Source organism: Burkholderia sp. L27(2015) (assembly GCF_009765705.1).
Lineage (GTDB): Bacteria > Pseudomonadota > Gammaproteobacteria > Burkholderiales > Burkholderiaceae > LMUX01.
In genome coordinates this window covers 1,364,404-1,385,690 of sequence record NZ_LMUX01000021.1, presented here as the reverse complement: position 1 = coordinate 1,385,690, position 21,287 = coordinate 1,364,404, and the positions used below count along the sequence as shown (strand labels likewise).

The following is a 21,287-nucleotide window of genomic DNA, read 5'->3' as shown; positions in this document are numbered from 1 at the left end:
CGTCATCCCCGTCGTTGTCCTAGCATGCATGGAGCGCCGCGCGCCGGCCCTTCGGTTCGTGCTTAGTCCGTGCTTGCGGGTCGCTGGTCAATTCGCTGCTCAGTTCGTGGGAAGCGGGCCCTGCCGACTGCCCAGCGCGCGCGGCGACGCAATCGGCGCACCGGTGGGCGCGTAGTCTTCCGCATCGATATCGTATCCCGAAGGCTCCCATCGCAACAGCAGCAACGCCGTCAACGAGATCAACGGCGCCGCCGCGATTACCCAGAACACTTTAGTACCCAGCGCCGCCGCAAGCACCGGAAACAAGAACAACGAGACGGTCGACGAGGCGCGCACCAGTGTCTGGTTGAAGCCTACACCAACGCCGCGCAGCGAGGTCGGATAGCTCAGCGTCGCATAAGTCATCGTATGCGAACCGGGGCCGAAGCCTTGTGCAAACAAATAGAGCGCAAGCAGCAACAGCGCTCCGACGATCAGCGCCGTGCCACTCGGCCGGCCGATCAGTGCAAGACCGACCAGGGCGACGAATTGCAGCGACACGCCCAGCGTGGTCATTTTCCATGCACCTATGGTCGGTGCCGTGCGAACGCCGATCAGCCCGCCGATAAACGCAAACGCGAGATTCAGCACCAGCGCCGCGACGATCGTCGTCAACGGACCCTGCTGCAGAAAACTGCTGAGTATGACCGGCAAGCCGAACACGATCGCGTTATAGCCGAACGACGAGGCACAACCCAGCACCAGCGCGAGGATGGTCCGACTGCGGTAGGTCGTACTGAACAAGGCCTTGAAACTGCGCAACGAGGCTTTGTGCGGTATGCCGACCGACCTGCCGTAGATATCGGTATCGGTGTTGCGCTCCACCACGACGTCGAGCCCGTACGATCGCTTGAGGATGCGCGCCGCGCCATCGAGATCGCCTTGATTTGCCGCCCACACCGGCGATTCGCTGATATAGCGGCTACGCACCGCAATGATGAGCAAGGCAGGTACGGCGCCGAACGCCAGCGTGACACGCCAAAGCCAGCTCAGATCCGCGGCTGGCAAGACCGCATAAAGCCCAAGGATCAGCAGATAGCAGCCACTGGTCGCGGCATACCAGGCAGGGCACCATGCTGCGACACTGGCAGCCTTGTTGCCCTTGCCGCTGCGACGCGAGAATTCGGCGAGAAACGCCATCGCCACCGGGAGGTCCAGCCCCACGCCAAAACCCATCATGAAACGCGCCCCGCCGAGCACCCAGGCGTTGGGCGCCAGGCCGGCCGCAATGGCCGCAACCACGAAAAACAGCATGTCGGCCATAAAGACGCGATAGCGGCCGATCTTATCGGTCAGGTATCCGCCGAACAAGGCGCCGATCACGGCGCCAAACGCGATGGCCGACGACACCAAACCGGTTTGCACCGGCGTGAGCGAAAACTGCCGAGCGATATCCTTGATTCCGTAGGCGAGCGAGGTCAGGTCGTAAGCATCGAGGAACACGCCACCCAACGCGATCGCAATCACGATCCTGGCATTGCCGCCAATCGCGGCACCCCGGTCCACCAGTCTGGAGACATCTTGCGCCAGGCGTATGACAATCGGCTCGTTGGCGGCGTCCTGATTTTCTGGCTCCTGCACTCCTGACTCTTGCGTTCCTGCCTCTTGCCCAGAAGATTCGTCGAGCGAGAGGGATTCGAGCGGCAGGGGTTCGCCGGGCGGAGGAGGAAATGTATTGGACATTGATGCGCGAGGTAAATTGGTCAACGGTGGATGATACGGATGCCGGGACACAAAGCCAAACCATTAAATCGTTGTGTGCAAATAACCGCTTAGCTAGCCATGGCGGCAAAAACCGATTCCGGCATGACGATATGGCATGTTCCCGACGCCGCAAGGCTATCGGGTGGCCCGCAAGGCATTATTTTCGCGGCTAGTACTATATCCGAACGTTATAATCTCGCAAAATGACAATAGCTGCAGCGCGACGCCAAATTCGGCGCTGATCCCGTGGTGCCAAAACCACCGGACTGGATCCGCCGCTTTAAATCGGCTGTGTTGAGTCCCTCGTGTTAAATCCGCTTTACCGATTAATAAATATCCATTACCCCCGTCAAAACACTCCTTAAGCACTCGTAAAACACCCATGAAAATATACGGCAGACGCAGTTCGATCAATGTCCAGAAAGTCACATGGTGCCTAGCCGAACTCGATTTGATTGAAGGCCGCGACTATGAACGTATCGACGCGGGCCTTGACTTCGGCGTCAACAACACGCCCGAATATCTGAAGCTCAATTTCAATGGTCTGGTGCCTGCGCTGATTGAAGACGATTTCGTTCTCTGGGAATCCAACGCCATCGTTCGCTATATCGCCTCTACCCGTGGCGACGGCATCTTGCTGCCAGCCGATCCGAAAGGCCGCGCCGACTGCGAACGCTGGATGGACTGGCAATTGGCGACCCTATGGACGACATTGCGCGTGACCTTCCTCGGCTTGACCCGGACCCCGGAGCCGCAGCGCAATTACGAGGCCATCAAGAAGGCTCACCAGGAGGCGTCACGGCTGCTGACGTTCGTCGATGAGCTGCTGTCCAGGCAAGCCTATCTGACGGGGCCGAACCTCACGGTCGCGGATATCGCAGTGGGCCTCGCCGTACACCGCTGGAAAGGGTTGGCCGACGGCTACCCGCAGGTGCTTGCGCAGCCGCCCGTGCTACCGTCCTTGCTGGCTTGGCATAGCAAAATCACCGAACGGCCCGCGTTCAAAAGCGCGGTCGCATAAAGCGCGGCGAACCGGCTCGCGTTCGTGCTTGGGCTTGGGCTTGGGCTCATGCTCGCGCTCAATCAGGCGCGCTTGGATTCGGTCACGCCGCCGCGCCATCGTCTGCCGGAAACATCTCAGCCATGCGCGCCTTCGCGTATGCGACAAACGCATGGGCGAGTTGCGACGGCGGGTGCTGGTTCGACAGCACGACGGCGAACTGCGAGCTGATGGCCGGCGCAAACGGTTTGACCAGAACTCGCCCAGCCGCATAGTGGGCGGTAACCGGATCGATCAGCGCGATGCCCGCGCCGTGCTGCACGAGCACGCATATTGCGTGCGACAGTTGCGACTCCGACGTCATGACCCGATCGATGCGCCGCTCGGCGCACAGCCTGTCGACGCTGACGCGCACATCGAACTCCTTCGGAAATGAAATGAACGACTCGCCGCGCAGGTCTTCCGGCGTAATCGTCGAGCGCTCGGCGAGGCGATGACCCAGCGGCAGGATGCATTTCATCGACGCGCTGTGTACGAGTTCGATCTGCACCGCCGGGTGCGTCAACGGATGCGCGATAAAGCCCACATCACAACGCCGCCCTACGATCAGGTCCATCACGATGCTGGAACTGTGGATGACCAGCGCGCTGTTGATGCCGGGGTGCTCGCGCATAAAGCCGGTCAGCGTCTGCGGCAGAAACTCCAGCGCGATGGCCGGCGCCCCCGCGATATGCAGCGACCCGCGTTGAAGCGACTTGATCTGCTCAGCTGTCTGAGCGATGCGGTCCATACCGGCGAACGATCGTTCCACCTCCTCGAACAACACCAGCCCTTCCGGCGTCGGATGCAAGCGGCCGTTGGCACGCTCGAATAGGGCAAACCCTACGCTGCTTTCCAGGTCGTTGATCAAACGCGTGACGGCCGGCTGCGAAACGTGCAGCATCTGAGCAGCGCGGGTCACGGTCTGGCGCAGTATCAGCGCGCGAAACGCCTCAAGTTGTCGAATCTTCATAAACGGTATCTTACCCAGCCATAACGTTTGCGTATAGACGACCCAAAAAATCTGATTTGACTTGCTTTTTTGTGAAAGCGATCCTGCTCATTAGCCTGCGTCTCATACCAATAATGCGCCGCATTGACGTGAATAATTTCTGTTTTCGACTCATAACACTGCTCGACAAGGAGATCACGATGACGGTATTGCCCACTACGGTGTTGCTCCCCACGCTACGCAAGCTCGGTCTGGCCGCCGCTGCGATGGTCCTGTCGCTGAGCGCGGCCAGCGCCGATGAGCCCACGCTCTACGTCGGCGCCTATGGCGGTTCGTTCGAGCAGATGCTGAGGAAGGATGTGATTCCCGCATTCTCGCAAGCCAATGGCGGCGCAAAAGTCGTGGTCGTGCCCGGCGACTCCACCACCACGCTCGCCAAGCTGCAAGCGCAAAAGGGCAAGGCCGGCATGGACGTGGCCTTCCTCGACGACGGTCCGATGTATCAGGCCATTCAATTGGGTTTCTGCGGCAAGCTGGCCGATGCACCGGTCTATAAGGATCTCTACGACATCGCCCGCTTCAAGAGCGATAACGCCGTGGCAGTCGGGCTGATCGCCACCGGCATCGCCTATAACACGCGCCTGTTCAAAGCCAAAGGCTGGGCGCCGCCCACCTCGTGGAAAGATCTGTCCGACCCGAAGTACAAAGGGCGCATGGTGATGCCTAGCATCAAGAACACCTACGGCCTGCACGCGTTGCTGGTCGAAGCGCAAATCAACGGCGGCAGCGACACGAACATCGACCCGGGCTTCAAGGTCATGGAAAAGTCGATCGCGCCGAATGTGCTGTCGTTCGACCCGTCGCCGGGCAAGATTGCCGAACTGTTCCAGGACGATGAAATCGCGCTGGCGGTTTGGGGCAACGGCCGCGTCCAGGCGCTGCGCCAACAAGGCATTCCGGTCGAATTCGTCTATCCGAAAGAAGGCGCCGTGGCACTGGGCATGGGTGTGTGCGTAGTCGACAAGTCGGCTAACGAGGCGCTCGCCCAGAAGTTCGTGCAATACGTGTTGTCGCCGCCCGTGCAAGCGCTGCTGGCCGACAGCCAGGGCGTGGCCCCAGCCAATCGCAAGACCCAGTTGTCGCCTGAGGTGGCAGCTCGTGTGCCGGGCCCGGACGTGATCGGCAAGCTCATCCGCGTGGACTGGGATGTGGTGAACCCGAAGCGCGCGGACTGGACGCAGCGCTGGAACCGCGAGATCGAGCAGTAGCACCCCGAGCAACTTCGGCGGTAACACTCTACGCACGCGCTATGGCACTGGCACTATGACCTATCTACGCCTGGAAAATCTGTGCAAGCGGTTCGGCGATACCACCGCGGTGGACTCGATCGATTTGTCGATCGAGCAAGGCGAGTTCGTTTCCTTGCTCGGTCCATCGGGGTGCGGCAAGACGACGACATTGCAAATGATCGCCGGGTTTGTCGAGCCTAGCCACGGCCGCATCCTGCTCGAGGGCCGCGACCTCACACCGATTCCGCCGGAGAAACGTGGGCTGGGTATTGTGTTTCAAAGCTACGCGCTGTTTCCGCACATGACAGTCACGCAGAACATCGCGTTCGGCCTGGACATGCGCCGCGTCGATAGCGGCGAGCGCGAACGGCGTGTGCGCGAGGCGCTTGAGCTGGTGCACCTGGGTCCGCATGCCAAGCGGTATCCGCGCGAATTGTCGGGCGGCCAGCGTCAGCGTGTGGCACTGGCGCGCGCGCTGGTGATCGCACCGCCGTTGTTGCTGCTCGACGAACCGCTATCGAACCTGGACGCCAAGTTGCGCGAGGAGATGCAAGACGAGCTGCGCGCGATCCAGCGCAAAGTCGGCACTACCACCTTGATGGTCACGCACGATCAGGCCGAAGCGCTGGCCATCAGCGATCGCGTGGTGTTGCTCAACCGTGGCGGCGTCGTACGCATCGATACACCGCATGCCGTCTATGAGGATCCGCAACAAGCGTTCGCGGCACATTTCATCGGCCAGACCAACCTCGTCGAGGGCCAAATTGAACTACGCGCAGGCGGCCCTGTGCTAAGTGCCAATGGCACGTGTTTCGCGTTGCCGGCCGCGATGGCCACCGCCGGTGCCGCCATATTCTCACTGCGGCCCGAGCGCATTCGCCTCACCGCTGCGGGCACGGGCCACGTGTGTGGCCGCGTCGGACAGCGCACCTTCCATGGCGACCACTGGGTGCTCAATGTCGACACCGGCCTGGGCCCACTGCGCGTGTTGCTCGCCAATGACGGACGCGAAGCCGTTGCCGAGGGCGATGCGGTGGGCCTCGACTGGGCCGACGACGCGCTGCGCCCAGTGCGGGAGGACGCATGAGCACCGCGCGCACCAACGCTGCCGGCTGGTCGCTGACCGCTCCGGCCACGCTTTTTTTCGGCCTGCTGCTGGCGGTGCCGCTGGTGCTGACGTTCGTGCTCAGCCTGCATGGGTTCGACGCGAATCTGGGCGGGATCCTCGATAGCCGCTCCCTGCGTAACTACGCCGCCGTGCTCAGCGACCCGTACTACTACACGATTTTCCTGCGCACGTTTGTGCTGTCGCTGCTGGTGACGATACTGTGCGTGCTGATCGGCGTGCCCGAAGCGTATTTCCTGTTTCGCATGCGCGATCCCTGGCGCTCGCTGTGCCTGGTGATGGTGCTGGGCCCCCTACTGATCTCGGTGGTGGTCCGCACGCTGGGCTGGTCTATCCTGCTCGGGCGCGAAGGCTTGATCAACACGCTGTTGCTCAAGCTTGGCATCGTCGATCATCCGCTGCAGATGATATTTACGTTCGGCGCCGTGACGATCGCGATGGTGCATGTGCTCGTGCCGTTGATGGTGCTGTCGGTATGGACTTCGCTTACGCGGCTCGACCCCGCAGTGAGCCAGGCCGCGCGCTCGCTGGGCGCCGGACGCTTCAAGGTGATGTGGCGCGTGGTGCTGCCGCAAATCACGCCCGGCATACTCTCGGGCAGCCTGATCGTGTTCGCGTTGACCGCGAGCGCGTTCGCCACGCCGGCGCTGATCGGCGGGCGACGCCTGAAAGTGGTGGCCACCACCGCGTACGACGAATTCCTCGGCACACTCAATTGGCCGCTAGGCGCCGCGATCGCGATGGTGCTGCTGTTGATCAACGTCGTGATTATCGTCGGCTATAACCGCGCGGTGGAAAGACGCTTTACGCGGCGCCTGGGGTGATCAAGATGAAAAATAACGATCGCAACGGCGCAGTCGCCCTGCTCTTCCACCTGCTGTTCATGGGATTCATCCTGGCGCCGCTGGTCGTGGTGTGCCTGGTTGCCTTCACGCCCAACGATTTCCTGTCGATTCCGACGCGGCATTTTTCGCTGCGCTGGTTCATCTCGCTCTGGGGCGACGACGATTTCACCTCGGCGTTCAAGACCAGCCTCTTGCTCGGCGTGTGCTCGGCGACGCTGAGTTCGGCGCTCGCGCTGCCCGCAGCAATGGGCCTGGCGCGCTACCGTTTTCCAGGCCGCGACGCCATCAACGCGTTCCTGCTTTCGCCGTTGATGATTCCCCCCGTGGTGCTGGGCATCGCGTTCCTGAGGTTATTCACGCTGATCGATATGGGTGGCTCGTTCGCAAGCCTCGTGGCATGCCATGCGTTGCTGATATTTCCGTATGCCTTGCGCCTCATCATGGCCGGATTCGCGGATCAGGCGGGCCAAGCGGACGAGGCGGAACATGCGGCACGCTCGCTGGGCGCGGGACGCTGGACCACCTTTCGCCGCATCACCTTGCCGATGATCGTGCCGGGCTTTGTCGGCGGCTGGGTGCTGGCCTTCATCAATAGCTTCGATGAATTGACCGCCACTATTTTCGTGGCGGCGCCGGCCACCATTACGCTACCGGTGCGCATCTACATGAGCATGGCTGAAACGGTGGATCCGATGGTGGCCGCCGTGTCCACGGCGATTATCGCGCTAACCCTGGTGGCCATGCTGGTGCTGGACCGCATCTACGGACTTAACAAAGTGTTGGTAGGAAACCATTAAATGCAGAAGAACTTCGATACGTCCGACTACGATGTCGCCGTGGTAGGTGGCGGCTTGGTCGGCATGGCGATCGCCTTCGGGCTCGCCAAGCGTGGCCAGAAAGTGATCGTTTGCGATGGCGAAGACAATTCGCTGCGCGCGGCGCGTGGCAATTTCGGTCTGGTGTGGGTGCAGGGCAAGGGCACGAAATGTACGAACTACGCGCGCTGGTCATTGCATTCGGCCGATACCTGGCAGGATTTCTCCGACGATCTGGAAGCCCGCACGGGCGTATCGGTCGCATTCGAGCGCCCCGGCGGTTTCAACATCGCCATGCAGCCCGGCGAGCTCGCGACCAAAGCGGCCATGATGCAGGGTTTGTTCGAGGCGGAGCCGCGCTTGAAGTATGAAGTGCTGGATCGGAATGCCTTGGCCGAGCGCTTGCCTGCCATCGGCCCCGATGTCGCGGGCGCCATTTATTCGCCCAACGATGGGCACGTCAATCCGCTCTATACGCTGCGCGCCTTGTTTGCCGCTTACGAACAGGCCGGCGGCGAGTATGCGCCCAACGCGAGGGTGAGCGACATTACCCCGAGCGGCGGGGCGTTCCGTTTGACGGTGGGCGACAGCACGCTGAACGCCGGTCGCGTGGTATTGGCGGCTGGCCTGGGCAATCGAACGCTCGCCCCCATGGTCGGACTGTCGGCACCCGTCAAGCCCTTGCGCGGACAGATTCTGGTGACCGAGCGGGTCCAGCCCTTCCTCGCTTATCCGACCATTTACGTGCGTCAAACCGTCGAAGGCTCGGTCATGGTGGGCGACTCGGCCGAAGACGTGGGCTTCGACGATAACGTCACGCCGGACGTGCTCGGCGATATCGCGCGCCGTGCCATCGCGCCATTTCCGATTCTCAAGAACGTGCGCCTGGTGCGCGCCTGGGGCGCATTGCGCGTGATGACGCCAGACGGCCTGCCGATCTATGAGGAATCGACCGCGTATCCCGGCGCGTTCCTGGCTACGTGTCACAGCGGCGTGACGCTCGCCGCCGCTCATTGCGAAACCATCGCGCCGTGGATACTCGGCGCAGATCGCCCTACTCTTCTGGACTCGTTCTATGCAAAACGATTCGCTGTTTAAGACGCTGCCGCGCGCGGCCAACGGCACCGTGCGTGTTTTTATCGACGGCTTGCCCTATCAGGTTCCGCGTGGCCTGAACGTAGCTGCGGCGCTACTGGCCAACGGCCCGCTTGCTTGCCGCACTACGGTAGTGAGCGGTGCCGAGCGCGCGCCGTTCTGCATGATGGGGGTGTGCTTCGACTGCCTGGTGGAAATCGATGGCGTGCCCAATCGGCAAGGCTGCATGACGCCCGTGCAGGACGGCATGCGCGTGCGCCGCATGCACGGAGCAAGGAGCATCGCATGACGGTGAAGCATTTGGATTTGTTGGTGATCGGTGCCGGCCCGGCTGGCATTGCGGCCGGCCTTGAAGCGCAACGCCATGGCTTGGATACGCTGGTGCTCGACGAGAACGCTTATCCGGGCGGCCAGATTTATCGCAGCGTCAGCCATTCGCCCTTGGCCGATCCGAGCGTGCTCGGCGCCGATTATCTACGCGGTCGGGCGTTGGTCGAGGATTTCGAACGCAGCAGCGTCGCGTATTGGCCGCAGACGCTCGCCTGGCAGATCAGCCAGGACAAACGCGTCAGCGTGACACGCCAGGACGCCGGAGGCGGTACGCTGCAAATCGCCGCGCGTGCCATCGTGCTGGCTGGCGGCGCACAGGAGCGCCCGTTCCCGGTACCGGGCTGGACCTTGCCCGGCGTGATGGGCGTGGGCGCGGCGCAAACGCTTTTGAAGGCGTCCGCGATGGTGCCGCAGGCGCCCATGGTGTTGGCCGGTTGCGGCCCGCTGCTGTACCTGTTCGCATGGCAATTGATTCGGGCCGGCGTGGGCATCCGTGCGATTCTCGACACGGCCGAGCGCGGCAGCTATCGAACGGCATTGGGCCATGTGGGCGGTGCGTTGCGCTCGCCTTCGTATCTGGCCAAAGGGTGGCAGTTGCTGCGCGCGATTCGACGCGCGGGCGTGACGCATATCAAGCATGTCGAGGCGCTTAGGATACTCGGCGAGCAACAAGTTGCAGCGATCGAATACACCGTGGCTGGGCAGGTCAATCGCATCGAGACTGCGCTGGTCTTGCTGCATCAAGGTGTGATTCCGAATACGCAGATCACGCGCTCGATCGGCGTCGATCACGTGTGGGACGACGCGCAATTGTGCTGGCGTCCGCGACTGGACAGTTGGGGGGAAACCAGCGTTGCGGATATTTTCGTGGCGGGCGATGGCGGGGGCATCGCCGGGGCGTTGGCGGCCGAGCCGTCGGGCCGGCTGGCCGCCCTGCAGGCGGCACACCGCATCGGTAAGCTCGATGCCGCAACACGCGATTCAACCGCCTCCCCGTTGCGCACGGAGCTGGCCAGACACAATGCGATCCGGCCGTTCCTTGATACACTTTATCGGCCGGCTGATGGTTTCCGGCGGCCCGCCGACGACGACACGATCGTGTGTCGCTGCGAGGAAGTGACGGCCGGTGAAATCCGAGCGATGGCCAAGCTGGGGTGTGTCGGACCGAACCAGACCAAGTCGTTTTCGCGCTGCGGTATGGGGCCCTGCCAAGGGCGCTTTTGCGGCACAACGGTTGCGGAATTGCTGGCCGATAGCCAAGGCAAATCCGTGCCTGAGGTCGGCTATTATCGAATCCGGCCGCCGATCAAGCCAGTTACTTTGGGCGAATTGGCCATTGCCGTACCGTCGCCTGATGGATCGGTACTGCCGCGCGCCGAGTTTCCGAAATAGCGCAGGACGCGCTCGTGATTCGGGTCGAGTCACGCTCGAGTCGAGTCGAATTGAGTCGAGTTACGGGGCCATGCTCCCGCAGCTATCAGTTCGACTGACTCTCTCTCGCCTTATTTTTTTGCTGTAGTTTTTTTACTTGGAAATACCATGAGCGATATCAAACGAATCCACCCAAGCACCCGCATGAGCCGAGTGGTGGTGTACAACGGCATGGTCTTTATCGGCGGCCAGACTGCGACCGATCGTACCGAAGACGCAGCGGGCCAGACCCGTCAAGTGCTCGCCAAGATCGACGGGTTTTTGGCCGATGCCGGCATCGATAAAACGCGTCTGCTGACCGCCCAGATCTGGCTCAAGGACATTGACGCCGACTTCGCCAGCATGAACGCCGTGTGGGATGCCTGGGTTGCGCCCGACTGCGCGCCAACTCGCGCGACCGTGGAGTCCAAGCTCGCGCAATCGGACTTGCTGGTCGAAATTTCGGTGACCGCCGCAGCGCTTTAGTTGGTCCTCAGCGCTAACCCTTGAGTTTTTTTACTTCACCGGCGCGCATCATCAATTCGAGGGTGGCTTCGAGCCTGATCACACGCTCGGTCAAGCCCTCGATCTTGGCTTGCTGCTCCTTCACAGTGCCGGCTAGCGAAACGACCTTATCGTTCATCTTGATGACGGTCGTGAGCGCGTCCCACACTTTGTCTGTGACGCCCATTACCGGCTGCCCTCGGTCAGCGTCGCGATGCGCCGGTTCGATTCCGACACGAATGACAGTGCGTCGTCGAGTGCGTCATTGGCCTCTTTCGAAGAGGCATTGACGCGTTCGATCAATGCGTTAAGATCCTGCTCGTCTTCCGACGGGATAAACCCCTGTGCAGCCTGGCGCATCAACTCGCTCACATTCATGCCCAGACGCTTGGCCGTATGCGCGATGGCCTGTTTTTGCACCGGTGTAACCTGCACGACTATCCTTTCGGTAGCGGCTGCCATAATCTTGCTCCTATGTACATGCACATGATATGTACATATTAGCCCATAGCCGCTCGCAGTCAAGACTTTTGCAACTCGTCTTTACGGGGCGCGAGCACTGACGGGCCCGCGTTGATGATCCGCCCCCTCAATGCCCCGTCTTGACAATCCAATACGGACGAACGTATATTAAGGACACCATGCCTAGACCCTCCCACCGCGCAAAGATACTCACCGAAGGCCTGCGGGTCGTTCATGAACATGGCTTCGGCGGTTCGAGCGTGCGAGATATCGTCCAAGCGGCAGGCGTGCCGCAGGGGTCGTTCACGAACCACTTCGCCTCGAAGGAAGCGTTTGGCCTCGAGATCATCGAGATCCATTTCGCCAAAATCTGCGAATTGATGCACGTGACGCTGTGCAACGATGCACTTTCCCCGCTCGAACGTCTACGCCAGTACCTCGACTCCAATATCGAGCAAATCAGCCTCAACAATACGAAAAACGGCTGTTTGTTCGGCAACTTCGCCGTCGAAGCGAGCGACCATAGTGAAGCGATACGGCTGCGCCTCGTCGAAATATTTGCCGAGGTGCAAAGATGCATCGCGTACTGCCTCCAAGCTGCGGTGCAACGCGGTGAACTGCCGTCGAGCACCGATTGCGACAAAGTCGCGCGATTCATCATGACGTCTATGCAGGGCGCGATTCTCCTAGCGAAAACGCAGCGTGACGCGGCCCCCATCGAGGGCTTCAAGAGCCTGCTTTTCTCGATGGTCTTGCGCCAGCCTGTGCTGAACTAAAGCGCCTCGCCCCTCGAACAGATTCAAACCGCTCGTCAAGTCTCACCTAGCCTCTCGCTGAACTTCGCAACGAATCAAGGCCGCGGCATCGTGCGCTCGATCACGCCATACCAGCCCATTCCCTGATAAGTCTCGTAGCCCGGCGTTCGAGCGAATGCAATGACGGTGCCGTCGTCAAGCCGATAGTGGCCGACTTTCTGATCGCCGGTGCGTAGCGCAATGGTGTCCTCAAGAGCGCCTTTGTCGTCGGAACTCGCGAGCACGCGAAAACGCGCATCGACAAGCATGCAGCGCGTGCGCGACCATTCCTCCTCCGAAAGACGCACGCTCTTCACCACGGACAATGCCTGCGGCGCCCAGTCGAAAAACACGGCGAGGACACCAATCGGGCGTCCGTCTTGCAGCCCATTTTCGCGAATGGCGGTCGCATAGGTCGCGACTTCCGAATCGCCGAGCGCGGCGAACCTCTCGACTTCGCCCGTTGCGTATTCCGCTCCCGAGCCCGTGTTGATCGCGGCGTTGAACCAAGCTTGCGTCTTGACGTTCTGCTTGCCAGCGACGTCGTAGCGCCCGGGTTGGCCGTTGGCCAGCACCTGCCCGTCCAGACCGATGACCCATAGATCGAGATAGACCGTGTAGTTTGCGAGGATGATCGCGAGCCGGTTGGCCGCGTGCGCGGCAGTCTCCGGCGATGGCTCGCCGGCGCAATCGACGACGGCCGAATCGGTCGCCCACCAGCGCACATCGCACGAACGCTCGTAGAGATTGCGGTCGACGATATCGATCATGTTCAGCGAGAGATCAGTCAGACGCTGCGAGTCCTGGTGTTCAAGCTGACGTATCATTCGATCGCCCAGGGCAACCAGCTCGCTATTCAGCTCCTCCGTTAATTGGCCGATTCGGCTTGAAACGGTTTTGATCTGGGCGGCAACCACCGCGAAACCTCGACCGGCATCGCCGGCGTGCGCGGCTTCGATCAGCGCATTGAGCGCGAGGAAGGTCGATTCGCGGTTGATTTCGTTAATGTCTGCCACCTTGCCTCGAGCGATGCGATGGACTTCCTTGGTTAGTTGAACAATTTCGGATACGTTAGTCATGAAGTGGGGCGAGGGCATCCTCGTGGTTTAGATGTCGTCACGCTAGCAGAAAATTACGACAGCCAAAATACGAAAATATAAAAATGTCTTTACCTCACTCACCTCACGCGACGCGTGTTCAGCGCGGATCGTAAAGCATCGCGCGCGCAATCTCGACTAGATCTGCACGGCCGCTGGCGATGATTTCTTCGGCTTGTCGTGCTTCCGTAATCAGGCCGACGGCGACCCAGTCGACGCCGCTGTGCCCATGCGTCACACATCGGGAGCATTTATTCCAGGCTGGTGGCAGCGTTAAAATTAGTATGCCTAACGTCTACATCGCGATAAAAATATCAAACTGCAAGCAATGTGGCGTTCTGCTGCTCGTAGGACGGGTAGTCGATATAACCGATTTCGGTGCCTCCCCAGAACGCCGAACGGTCATAGCTCGCAAGCGGGAGCTTGCGTTGCAGGCGCTCGGGCAAATCCGGATTCGAAGCAAAAAAACGGCCGAACGCGACTAAATCGGCATCGCCCTTTTTGATGATGGCTTCGGCACCATCGCGGTCGAACCCGCCTGCGGCGATGATAGGCCCTTTGAATATCTTGCGCAGAAAAACCGAGGCGACCGGCGCCTGATTTTCGTGCAGCGTTTCGACACCCATCACGCGAGGTTCGATGATGTGCAGATAGGCCAAACCGAACTCATTCAACTTCTCGGCCACATAGCTAAATGTGGCTTCCGGGTTCGAGTCGGAGATCGACCCCCACTTCCCGCTCGGAGATATCCGTACGCCGACGCGATCAGCGCCCCACACGGATACGAGTGCCTCGGTCAGTTCGAGCATGAATCGCGCGCGCTTTTCGATCGAGCCGCCATAGGCGTCGGTGCGTTTGTTGGTCCCGTCCTGGAGGAAGGTATCGACCAGATAACCGTTGGCGGAATGCAGCTCGACGCCGTCAACGCCGGTCGCCAAGGCACGCTCGGCGCCCTTGCGAAACGCCGCGACGATGTCCTGGATTTCATCGATATCGATTGCCCGATGCATCGAAACCGGCACCCAGCCGTTATGGGTCAGCGCGAGCCCTTCGAACGACACTTCCGAGGGCGCTGCCGGCGCCGTGCCACCGGTCATATCGACATGAGACTGACGCCCGTCGTGCACCAGTTGCATGAACACGCGAGCGCCCTTGGCATGCACCGCGTCAGCGATCCTGCGCCATCCGTCGATGTGCCGATCTTCATAGATGCCGGGACCGCCCAGATAGCCACGACCGCTGCGCAATACATGCGACGACTCGGTGATGATCAAACCGCCTTCCGATGCGCGCTGGCTATAATACTCAGTCATCATTTCACTCGGGGTATCGTCCGCGTCGGAGCGCAGGCGCGTCATCGGCGCATGCACCACGCGGTGTGACAGCGAGTACCGGCCGATTTTCAGGGGTGAAAACAATGCAGACATTGATTACCTCATAAAGTGGTGTGCTTCTTTCCGGATACGCTTTAACGCGTCCGCTCGTATTTGCGTCGTGTGTTGCTGTCGTTGTTGTCGGGTTGTTGCAGATCAAGGGATCAAGCTCCCACCGCTACCGTGCTATTCGCCGTTGCACGCCGGCCCAACATCAAGGTCAGCGACAACGCCGCGACTTCACACGCTGCCGCAACCCAGCCCAGATCGGCCGGCGAGCTGTACGTCAAAGTCAGCGAGCCGAGTGCTGCGCCAAGCGAAAACCCGAGATACATAAACGAAGCGTTCAGGGAGAGCACGATGGACGCAGCTTTCAGGCCCGCTGTATGGATCAGCCCCGCTTGCTGCCCCGGATAGAATGCCCAGTGCGCGCTGCCCCATGCCGCGACGGCAATCAAGATGGGCACCAATGCAAGTGACTTGGACAGGAAGTGCGCGCTCGAAGACAGGCTCAGGAACGCCGCGATCGTGACTACCAGACACGGCACGATCACCGCGCGAAAGCCGATCCGGTCAATCGCCTTGCCGCCTATCGTCACGCCGATGGCTGCGGCCACGCCCCACATGAACAGCACGATGCCGATCTGCCCGCCGTGGATGTGCGTAGCGCTGGCCATGAACAGCGCGAGATACGTGTAGATGGTGTATCCACCCGTAGCCCACAGGGTAGTGACCAGCAAGGTCAGCAGAATCACCGGTTTGCCGGCGGTGCTCATGCGCTCGCGCAGGCTGGCGGTCGGGATACCCTCGCCGATGCTGCGCGGCAAGCCGACCAGCAAGCCTACCGTCGCCACCGCGGCCAGCGCGGCCACACCGGCAAAGGTCATGCGCCACCCCAGGTGTTCACCGACCAGCGCACCCAAGGGGACTCCGAACACGATGGCGATGCTGATCCCGCCGTTGACGATGGCCAGCGCCGCGCCGCGCCGCTCGGGCGCAGCCGACGCACCTGCCAGCGCATTGGCCCCAGGCACGTACACGCCGGCGGCGAACGCGAGCAAGATGCGCGCGCCCATCAGCGACCAGTATCCGTGCGCCGACCACGCAATCATATTGGCCAGCGAGAATAAGGCCATCGCCATGATCATCAGCTTGCGGCGATTGATGCTGGCGGTGGCCGTAGTCAGCAATGGCGAGCTGATCGCGTAAGCAAACGCGAACACCGTGACGAGTTGCCCCGCCGCGGCAACGCTGACTGAGAGGTCGGCGGCCATGCCCGGCAGCAAACCGGCGATCATGAAGCCTTCGGTGCCGACCGCGAAGGTACCCAATGCGAGCCAGTACAGCGGCGCATTCGAAGTGAGAGGAGAGCTAGTCGATTTCATTGCACATTCCTGTTAAACGATCGGGTTTGACGATCGCACCTCAACGACAAATAAGTGTCTGATAAATGCCGAATAAGACGAGGCGAAGTTCAGGCCGATATGGAGTCCTGCCTGGGTTGCAGCCCGGGTTACAGTCCTGGGTCACAGTCCTGGGTCACAGTCCTGGGTCACAGTCCTGGGTCACGGCCTTGGGTCACGGCCTTGGGTCACGGCCTTGGGTCACGGCCTTGGGTCACAGCCTTGGGTCACGGCCTTGGGTCACAGCCCCGTCAACGCCCTGACTATAGAAGTTGATACGCCAAGAATAAATAGTCTATAGTTCCAAACATATCGGACGGTGGAGTCCGATATCTTCGGCGACGAGCTATGGATTCGGGAACGAGCTATGGATAACGTAGGGGCGCTCAATGTATTCGTGCGCGCGGCTGAAGCGCGCAGCTTTACCGAAGCGGGGCGCCAACTTGGCGTTTCCTCCTCGGCGATCGGCAAGGCGATCGCGCGCCTCGAAGAGCGGCTCGCCGTGCGTCTGTTTCATCGCAGCACGCGCAGCATCGCGCTCACGCAGGAAGGTGCGTTGTTTCTCGAGAGTTGCCGGCGGATCTTCGCCGAGATCGAAACGGCCGAGCTGGAATTGGCGCAAATCAAGCGCGCGCCCAGCGGCACCTTGCGGGTGAGCCTGCCGCTGGTGGGCATGCTGTTGATGCCGACCCTGAGCCGGTTTATCGCGGCGTATCCTGACGTCGAACTCGATCTGGATTTCACGGACCGCATGGTCAATGTGATCGACGACGGCTTCGACGTGGTGGTGCGCACCGGCGAAGTCAGCGATTCGCGGCTAATGGCGCGCACGCTCGGGAAGTTCAGCCATACGCTGGTGGGGTCTCCCGACTACTTCGCGCGTGCGGGAATCCCGCTTACGCCCGAAGACTTGAAAAAGCATGCGTGTTTGCGGCACAAATTTCCGACGATCGGCAAGCTCGAGCGCTGGCCGCTAACGGCGGATACGTCGGTGGACCTCGATTTGCCGACGACGGTGGCCGCAAGTACCTTGGAACCGCTAATCCATTTGGCTGAGCTTGGGCTAGGCATTACCTGCGTCCCTGATTTCGCGATACGACAACAGATCGCGGAAGGCACGCTCGTGCGGGTGCTTGATGACTTTATCGTTCACACCGGTTGGTTCCGCGCCGTATGGCCATCCAGCCGGTATCTATCTCCCAAGGTCCGGGTATTCGTGGACTTTCTAGTGGAGCATCTGTTTCCCAAAAATACGCCGGAAACCGAGGAAAACTGATCGGCTTTAGCGCCGGTAGCGTGCGATTACTGCTCGAGTAACCCCAGTAGCGCACATTATTACCGCGAGTACCGCGGCGACTACCGCCGAAACACCGCAACCGCCGCCGCCCCTCCCTTTTTTACGCCGAGCTTCCTGCCAGTGCGTCGATCTTGACTTTTTAATATGGACGACCGTATTATTCGGCCATGCTTAAACGTTCCTACTTCCAGGCCAGTCGAGCAATGCAACCGCGCCTGGTCGAGCGATGCCCGCCTCGACAAGCTAGCTAACCTCCCATACAGCGCTTCGCCCTCCCGCCCAGCTATCAGTCGGGCGTTGGCCTGGCGACGCTCCCCCCTGCCGTTGGAAAAGCGCGTGCGATGCCGAGTTGGGGCGTTGTCTTCTGGGCCCGTTTAATTAACAAAGATTTACTAACGCCTTACTGTGATTCGCTCCTACCGTAGTAGACGCTCGGCCGAAGCCGCACCTTGCAATGGCGCGCATCCGATATCTCCCACGCCCTATCGCACCAACAGCGCGCTGAACCCACACGAGCCCTTCAAAGCACACCGATCATGGCCGCCAAGCTCGACATAGAAGACATCTGGATCGCCGGCTATGCGCAGCGGATCCCATTACGCGTCTACCGCCCTGTGCGGGCGGCCGCGACCACACCGATCGTGCTGTACTTTCATGGCGGTGGTTTTGTCACGGGCAGCGTAAACGACGCCGATGCCGCGGCCCGATATCTGGCCGAGCACACTGAGGCGCGGGTTGTTTCGGTCGGCTATTCTCTGGCGCCCGATTTCCCGTTCCCGGCGGCGCTGGAAGACGGCTATCTGGCCGCAAAATGGGCGCTTTTCCAGAGCCCCGGACATCGCGCATCGCCGTGCCACATCGCTGTAACCGGCGACGACGCGGGTGGCAATCTCGCAGCCTGCCTGGCGCTCATGTCTCGCGATCGCGGTGAATTCGCGTTCTCGAGTCAAGCGCTGCTTGCTCCCCTGCTCGACCCCAGCATGACGCGTCTGGGCGACGCTTGTAAGCTCGATTCCGATGTCACGCTCAGCGATTGCGCGCGGTGGTATAGCGCCTATCTGCCGACTCTCGCGCAGCGCATGCACCCGTATTCGGCGCCGATCGAATCGCGCCGCTTGGCCGGCCTGCCGCCCAGCCTGATCGCCAGTGCCGAGCACGACATCCTGCATGTCGAAGCGGAACAATACGCCGCGGCTTTGATCGCTGCAGGCGTGCCCACCCAAATTACCCGCTACCGCGATGTATCGCATCAGGCGTTGGCCACGCATCGACCGGCACTGGACGAAGTCGCCGTGTTTTTTCGGCGATGGCTGGCCGGCTCCCCAACCCACTAGACAATAAATCTCCAAGAGGAATACCGACATGCTATTGAAACGCAAACAAATTTATGTCGCGCTCGCGGCTATCCTGATCGTGGCCGGGGCCGGTTCGTTGGTCGCGCTGCATGACGGCGGGGACGGGTTTGGGTTCGATACCGCGCACGCTGCCGACGCGCCACCGCCGGCGCCCGAGGTCGACGTGGCCACTGTCGTCTCCAAGAACATCACCGATTGGCAAAGCTATTCGGGTCGCCTGCAAGCGGTTGACCACGTGGATATCCGCCCGCTCGTGCCCGGCACCATCATGGCGGTGTACTTCAAGGACGGCGCGTTGGTGAAGAAGGGCGATCCACTGTTCCTGATCGACCCACGCCCTTATGTCGCCGCCGCCGATCAGGCCGCGGCACAAGTGGCGGCCGCCAAGGCGCGCGCCAGTTTCGCCACCACCGATTTCGCGCGTGCCCAAAAGCTGATTACCGACAACGCGATCGCCAAGCGCGACTTCGATCAGAAGTCCAACGATGCGCTCGCAGCGTTAGCCAACGTAAAAGCGGCCGAGGCGGCCTTGGAGAACGCGCAGGTCAACCTGGGCTACACGCGCATCAATGCACCAGTATCGGGACGTATGTCGCGAGCCGAAATGACGGTGGGCAACGTGGTCGCCCCCGGCATCAGTTCGCCCCCGCTGACCACGCTGGTATCGGTGTCGCCGATGTACGCAGCGTTCGATGTCGACGAACAAACCTATCTGAAGTATTTGAGCCACGACAACAAAACGGCAGTGCCAGTGCGCCTGGGGCTGGCCAACGAGACCGGTTACTCGCGCCAGGGCAAGATCTCCTCGGTCGACAACGTGCTCAACACCAGCTCGGGAACGATACGCGTGCGCGCCACGTTCGAGAACACCGACGGTGCGCTCGTGCCGGGGCTGTACGCGCGCGTCGAGGTTGGCGGTGGTGCACCGCATCCGGCTGTGTTGATCGATGACCGTGCGGTGGGCACCGATCAGGCGAAGAAATTCGTGCTGGTGATCGACGCGCAGAATCATGCGCGCTATCGCGAGGTGACTTTGGGCGACATGTTCGACGGTATGCGCGTGATCACGGCCGGTTTGCAACCTGGCGAGAAGATCGTAGTGAGCGGCTTGCAGCGGGTACGCCCGGGCAGCGAAGTGAAGGCCAATCCGGTGCCGATGTCGGGTGAAAACTCAGCGGCACAGGGCGCGTGATCGATTCAGGCGTTAAAGCGAGACTCTCATGAATATTTCAAAGTTTTTTATCGACCGGCCGATTTTTGCCGGCGTGCTATCGGTCTTGATTCTGCTGGCCGGCATCATCTCGCTGTTCCAGTTGCCGATTTCCGAGTATCCGGAAGTGGTGCCGCCCTCGGTGATCGTGCACGCACAGTACCCGGGCGCCAACCCCAAGGTGATCGCCGAAACGGTGGCCTCGCCGCTGGAGGAACAGATCAACGGTGTGGAAGGCATGTTGTATATGCAGTCGCAAGCCAACAGCGACGGCAACATGACCTTGACGGTGACGTTCCGCCTGGGCGTCGATCCGGACAAAGCGCAGGAACTGGTGCAAAACCGTGTCTCGCAAGCGTTGCCGCGTTTGCCGCAGGACGTGCAGTTGCTGGGTGTGACGACGATCAAGTCGTCGCCGACGCTCACGATGGTGGTCCACCTGATCTCGCCGGACAACCGCTATGACATGACTTATCTGCGCAACTACGCGCTGATCAACGTCAAGGAGCGAATCGAGCGCATCCAGGGCGTCGGTGAAGCCCAGCTCTGGGGTTCGGGCGATTATTCGATGCGCGTCTGGCTCGACCCGCGCAAAGTCGCCGAACACAACATGACCGCGACCGATATCACGAATGCGATTCGCGAGCAGAACGTGCAGGTGGCCGCAGGGGTGATCGGTGAATCACCGATGAGCCCCAACGTACCGATTCAACTGAACATCAATACGCAAGGGCGTTTGCAGACCGAGTCCGAATTCGCCGACATCGTGTTGAAGACGGGACCCGATGGCGCTGTAACGCGCTTGGGCGACGTTGCGCGCGTGGAGCTTGGAGCGTCCGAATATGGATTGAGATCCTTGCTCAGCAATAAGCGCGCAGTGGCCATCATTATCAATCAGCAGCCAGGCGCCAACTCATTGCAGATTTCCAGCGATGTGCGCCAGACCATGAAGGAATTGAAGGCCGATATGCCGCCGGGCGTCGACTACAGCATCGTGTACGACCCGACGCAGTTCGTGCGCTCCAGTATTGAAGCGGTGGTGCACACCTTGATCGAAGCAATTGCGCTGGTCGTGGTTGTAGTGATCATCTTCTTGCAGACCTGGCGTGCTTCGTTGATCCCGTTGCTGGCGGTGCCGGTCTCGATCG

The 21,287-nt window shown here is 60.9% G+C and carries 21 protein-coding genes and 1 pseudogene; 14 read left to right on the top strand and 8 right to left on the bottom strand.

Annotation, left to right across the window (positions count from 1 at the left end; translation table 11 throughout):
• Positions 1–99: 99 nt before the first annotated feature.
• Positions 100–1,620, bottom strand: coding sequence for an MFS transporter (locus GSQ77_RS24565; RefSeq protein ID WP_254067766.1), 1,521 nt, complete (start codon positions 1,618–1,620; stop codon positions 100–102).
• 505 nt (positions 1,621–2,125) lie between these two features.
• Between GSQ77_RS24565 and GSQ77_RS24560 the strand changes: the two genes are divergently transcribed.
• Positions 2,126–2,764 carry a glutathione S-transferase family protein gene (locus GSQ77_RS24560; protein ID WP_158905693.1) on the top strand — a complete coding sequence of 213 codons (639 nt, stop codon included), beginning with the start codon at positions 2,126–2,128 and terminating at the stop codon, positions 2,762–2,764.
• An 82-nt stretch (positions 2,765–2,846) separates the two neighbouring features.
• Here GSQ77_RS24560 and GSQ77_RS24555 read toward each other — a convergent pair whose 3' ends face one another.
• Positions 2,847–3,755 (bottom strand): LysR substrate-binding domain-containing protein, encoded by a 909-nt coding sequence (locus GSQ77_RS24555; protein ID WP_158905691.1) that lies wholly within the window; start codon positions 3,753–3,755, stop codon positions 2,847–2,849.
• A gap of 179 nt (positions 3,756–3,934) precedes the next feature.
• Between GSQ77_RS24555 and GSQ77_RS24550 the strand changes: the two genes are divergently transcribed.
• From GSQ77_RS24550 to GSQ77_RS24515, 8 genes are all read left to right on the top strand, one after another.
• Entirely contained in the window at positions 3,935–5,002 is a 1,068-nt protein-coding gene (locus GSQ77_RS24550; protein ID WP_158905689.1) for an ABC transporter substrate-binding protein, read from the top strand.
• A gap of 55 nt (positions 5,003–5,057) precedes the next feature.
• Entirely contained in the window at positions 5,058–6,110 is a 1,053-nt protein-coding gene (locus tag GSQ77_RS24545) for an ABC transporter ATP-binding protein (protein ID WP_158905687.1), read from the top strand.
• The gene (locus tag GSQ77_RS24540; RefSeq protein ID WP_158905685.1) at positions 6,107–6,973 is read left to right on the top strand and encodes an ABC transporter permease; all 867 of its coding nucleotides are present in this window, start codon (positions 6,107–6,109) and stop codon (positions 6,971–6,973) included. The genes GSQ77_RS24545 and GSQ77_RS24540 overlap by 4 nt, the downstream gene beginning before the upstream one ends.
• 5 nt (positions 6,974–6,978) lie before the next feature.
• The gene (locus GSQ77_RS24535) at positions 6,979–7,791 is read left to right on the top strand and encodes an ABC transporter permease (protein ID WP_158905683.1); all 813 of its coding nucleotides are present in this window, start codon (positions 6,979–6,981) and stop codon (positions 7,789–7,791) included.
• Entirely contained in the window at positions 7,792–8,907 is a 1,116-nt protein-coding gene (locus tag GSQ77_RS24530) for an FAD-binding oxidoreductase (RefSeq protein WP_158905681.1), read from the top strand.
• Positions 8,885–9,193, top strand: coding sequence for a (2Fe-2S)-binding protein (locus tag GSQ77_RS24525; RefSeq protein ID WP_158905679.1), 309 nt, complete (start codon positions 8,885–8,887; stop codon positions 9,191–9,193). The genes GSQ77_RS24530 and GSQ77_RS24525 overlap by 23 nt, the downstream gene beginning before the upstream one ends.
• Complete coding sequence (locus GSQ77_RS24520; protein WP_158905677.1) at positions 9,190–10,626, top strand: NAD(P)/FAD-dependent oxidoreductase; 1,437 nt, start codon at positions 9,190–9,192, stop codon at positions 10,624–10,626. Before GSQ77_RS24525 ends, GSQ77_RS24520 begins: the two co-directional genes overlap by 4 nt.
• A gap of 147 nt (positions 10,627–10,773) precedes the next feature.
• Complete coding sequence (locus tag GSQ77_RS24515) at positions 10,774–11,130, top strand: RidA family protein (protein ID WP_158905675.1); 357 nt, start codon at positions 10,774–10,776, stop codon at positions 11,128–11,130.
• Positions 11,131–11,143: 13 nt separating this feature from the next.
• On the opposite strand, the gene GSQ77_RS24510 is transcribed toward GSQ77_RS24515, so the two are convergent.
• Positions 11,144–11,335, bottom strand: a complete 192-nt coding sequence (locus GSQ77_RS24510; protein ID WP_158905673.1) for a hypothetical protein — start codon at positions 11,333–11,335, stop codon at positions 11,144–11,146.
• A complete protein-coding gene (locus GSQ77_RS24505; RefSeq protein ID WP_158905671.1) occupies positions 11,335–11,610 on the bottom strand; it encodes a hypothetical protein in 276 nt (91 codons plus the stop codon). The genes GSQ77_RS24510 and GSQ77_RS24505 overlap by 1 nt, the downstream gene beginning before the upstream one ends.
• 179 nt (positions 11,611–11,789) lie before the next feature.
• On the opposite strand from GSQ77_RS24505, the gene GSQ77_RS24500 reads away from it, so the two are divergent.
• The gene (locus tag GSQ77_RS24500) at positions 11,790–12,386 is read left to right on the top strand and encodes a TetR/AcrR family transcriptional regulator (RefSeq protein ID WP_158905669.1); all 597 of its coding nucleotides are present in this window, start codon (positions 11,790–11,792) and stop codon (positions 12,384–12,386) included.
• A gap of 74 nt (positions 12,387–12,460) precedes the next feature.
• Here GSQ77_RS24500 and GSQ77_RS24495 read toward each other — a convergent pair whose 3' ends face one another.
• The 4 genes and pseudogenes from GSQ77_RS24495 to GSQ77_RS24480 form a co-directional block, all read right to left on the bottom strand.
• Positions 12,461–13,483, bottom strand: a complete 1,023-nt coding sequence (locus GSQ77_RS24495; protein ID WP_158905667.1) for a methyl-accepting chemotaxis protein — start codon at positions 13,481–13,483, stop codon at positions 12,461–12,463.
• Positions 13,484–13,604: 121 nt separating this feature from the next.
• A pseudogene (locus tag GSQ77_RS24490) lies at positions 13,605–13,721 on the bottom strand (oxidoreductase); the annotation flags it as partial.
• Positions 13,722–13,815: 94 nt separating this feature from the next.
• The gene (locus GSQ77_RS24485) at positions 13,816–14,928 is read right to left on the bottom strand and encodes an alkene reductase (protein WP_158905665.1); all 1,113 of its coding nucleotides are present in this window, start codon (positions 14,926–14,928) and stop codon (positions 13,816–13,818) included.
• Between the two features lie 110 nt (positions 14,929–15,038).
• On the bottom strand, positions 15,039–16,259 hold the full coding sequence (locus tag GSQ77_RS24480; RefSeq protein WP_158905663.1) for an MFS transporter: 1,221 nt from the start codon (positions 16,257–16,259) through the stop codon (positions 15,039–15,041).
• A 385-nt stretch (positions 16,260–16,644) separates the two neighbouring features.
• Here GSQ77_RS24480 and GSQ77_RS24475 point away from each other — a divergent pair, with 385 nt between their 5' ends.
• From GSQ77_RS24475 to GSQ77_RS24460, 4 genes are all read left to right on the top strand, one after another.
• A complete protein-coding gene (locus GSQ77_RS24475) occupies positions 16,645–17,553 on the top strand; it encodes a LysR family transcriptional regulator (protein WP_158905661.1) in 909 nt (302 codons plus the stop codon).
• Between the two features lie 557 nt (positions 17,554–18,110).
• Positions 18,111–18,908: an alpha/beta hydrolase gene (locus GSQ77_RS24470; RefSeq protein WP_158905659.1), complete on the top strand. Its 798-nt coding sequence runs from the start codon at positions 18,111–18,113 to the stop codon at positions 18,906–18,908.
• A 28-nt stretch (positions 18,909–18,936) separates the two neighbouring features.
• Positions 18,937–20,121, top strand: a complete 1,185-nt coding sequence (locus GSQ77_RS24465) for an efflux RND transporter periplasmic adaptor subunit (protein ID WP_158905657.1) — start codon at positions 18,937–18,939, stop codon at positions 20,119–20,121.
• A gap of 28 nt (positions 20,122–20,149) precedes the next feature.
• The coding region (locus GSQ77_RS24460) for an efflux RND transporter permease subunit (protein ID WP_174246506.1) at positions 20,150–21,287 on the top strand (1,138 nt) is incomplete at its 3' end.

What these genes read in the sequence shown, in the direction of transcription:
- GSQ77_RS24465 (WP_158905657.1), top strand. Translation starts at nt 18,937, where the DNA reads ATGCTATTGAAACGCAAACAAATTTATGTCGCGCTCGCGGCTATCCTG.
- GSQ77_RS24535 (WP_158905683.1), top strand. Translation starts at nt 6,979, where the DNA reads ATGAAAAATAACGATCGCAACGGCGCAGTCGCCCTGCTCTTCCACCTG.
- GSQ77_RS24505 (WP_158905671.1), bottom strand. Translation starts at nt 11,610, where the DNA reads ATGGCAGCCGCTACCGAAAGGATAGTCGTGCAGGTTACACCGGTGCAA.
- GSQ77_RS24530 (WP_158905681.1), top strand. Translation starts at nt 7,792, where the DNA reads ATGCAGAAGAACTTCGATACGTCCGACTACGATGTCGCCGTGGTAGGT.
- GSQ77_RS24545 (WP_158905687.1), top strand. Translation starts at nt 5,058, where the DNA reads ATGACCTATCTACGCCTGGAAAATCTGTGCAAGCGGTTCGGCGATACC.
- GSQ77_RS24500 (WP_158905669.1), top strand. Translation starts at nt 11,790, where the DNA reads ATGCCTAGACCCTCCCACCGCGCAAAGATACTCACCGAAGGCCTGCGG.
- GSQ77_RS24555 (WP_158905691.1), bottom strand. Translation starts at nt 3,755, where the DNA reads ATGAAGATTCGACAACTTGAGGCGTTTCGCGCGCTGATACTGCGCCAG.
- GSQ77_RS24560 (WP_158905693.1), top strand. Translation starts at nt 2,126, where the DNA reads ATGAAAATATACGGCAGACGCAGTTCGATCAATGTCCAGAAAGTCACA.
- GSQ77_RS24550 (WP_158905689.1), top strand. Translation starts at nt 3,935, where the DNA reads ATGACGGTATTGCCCACTACGGTGTTGCTCCCCACGCTACGCAAGCTC.
- GSQ77_RS24525 (WP_158905679.1), top strand. Translation starts at nt 8,885, where the DNA reads ATGCAAAACGATTCGCTGTTTAAGACGCTGCCGCGCGCGGCCAACGGC.
- GSQ77_RS24475 (WP_158905661.1), top strand. Translation starts at nt 16,645, where the DNA reads ATGGATAACGTAGGGGCGCTCAATGTATTCGTGCGCGCGGCTGAAGCG.
- GSQ77_RS24510 (WP_158905673.1), bottom strand. Translation starts at nt 11,335, where the DNA reads ATGGGCGTCACAGACAAAGTGTGGGACGCGCTCACGACCGTCATCAAG.
- GSQ77_RS24515 (WP_158905675.1), top strand. Translation starts at nt 10,774, where the DNA reads ATGAGCGATATCAAACGAATCCACCCAAGCACCCGCATGAGCCGAGTG.
- GSQ77_RS24495 (WP_158905667.1), bottom strand. Translation starts at nt 13,483, where the DNA reads ATGACTAACGTATCCGAAATTGTTCAACTAACCAAGGAAGTCCATCGC.
- GSQ77_RS24470 (WP_158905659.1), top strand. Translation starts at nt 18,111, where the DNA reads ATGGCCGCCAAGCTCGACATAGAAGACATCTGGATCGCCGGCTATGCG.
- GSQ77_RS24485 (WP_158905665.1), bottom strand. Translation starts at nt 14,928, where the DNA reads ATGTCTGCATTGTTTTCACCCCTGAAAATCGGCCGGTACTCGCTGTCA.
- GSQ77_RS24480 (WP_158905663.1), bottom strand. Translation starts at nt 16,259, where the DNA reads ATGAAATCGACTAGCTCTCCTCTCACTTCGAATGCGCCGCTGTACTGG.
- GSQ77_RS24540 (WP_158905685.1), top strand. Translation starts at nt 6,107, where the DNA reads ATGAGCACCGCGCGCACCAACGCTGCCGGCTGGTCGCTGACCGCTCCG.
- GSQ77_RS24520 (WP_158905677.1), top strand. Translation starts at nt 9,190, where the DNA reads ATGACGGTGAAGCATTTGGATTTGTTGGTGATCGGTGCCGGCCCGGCT.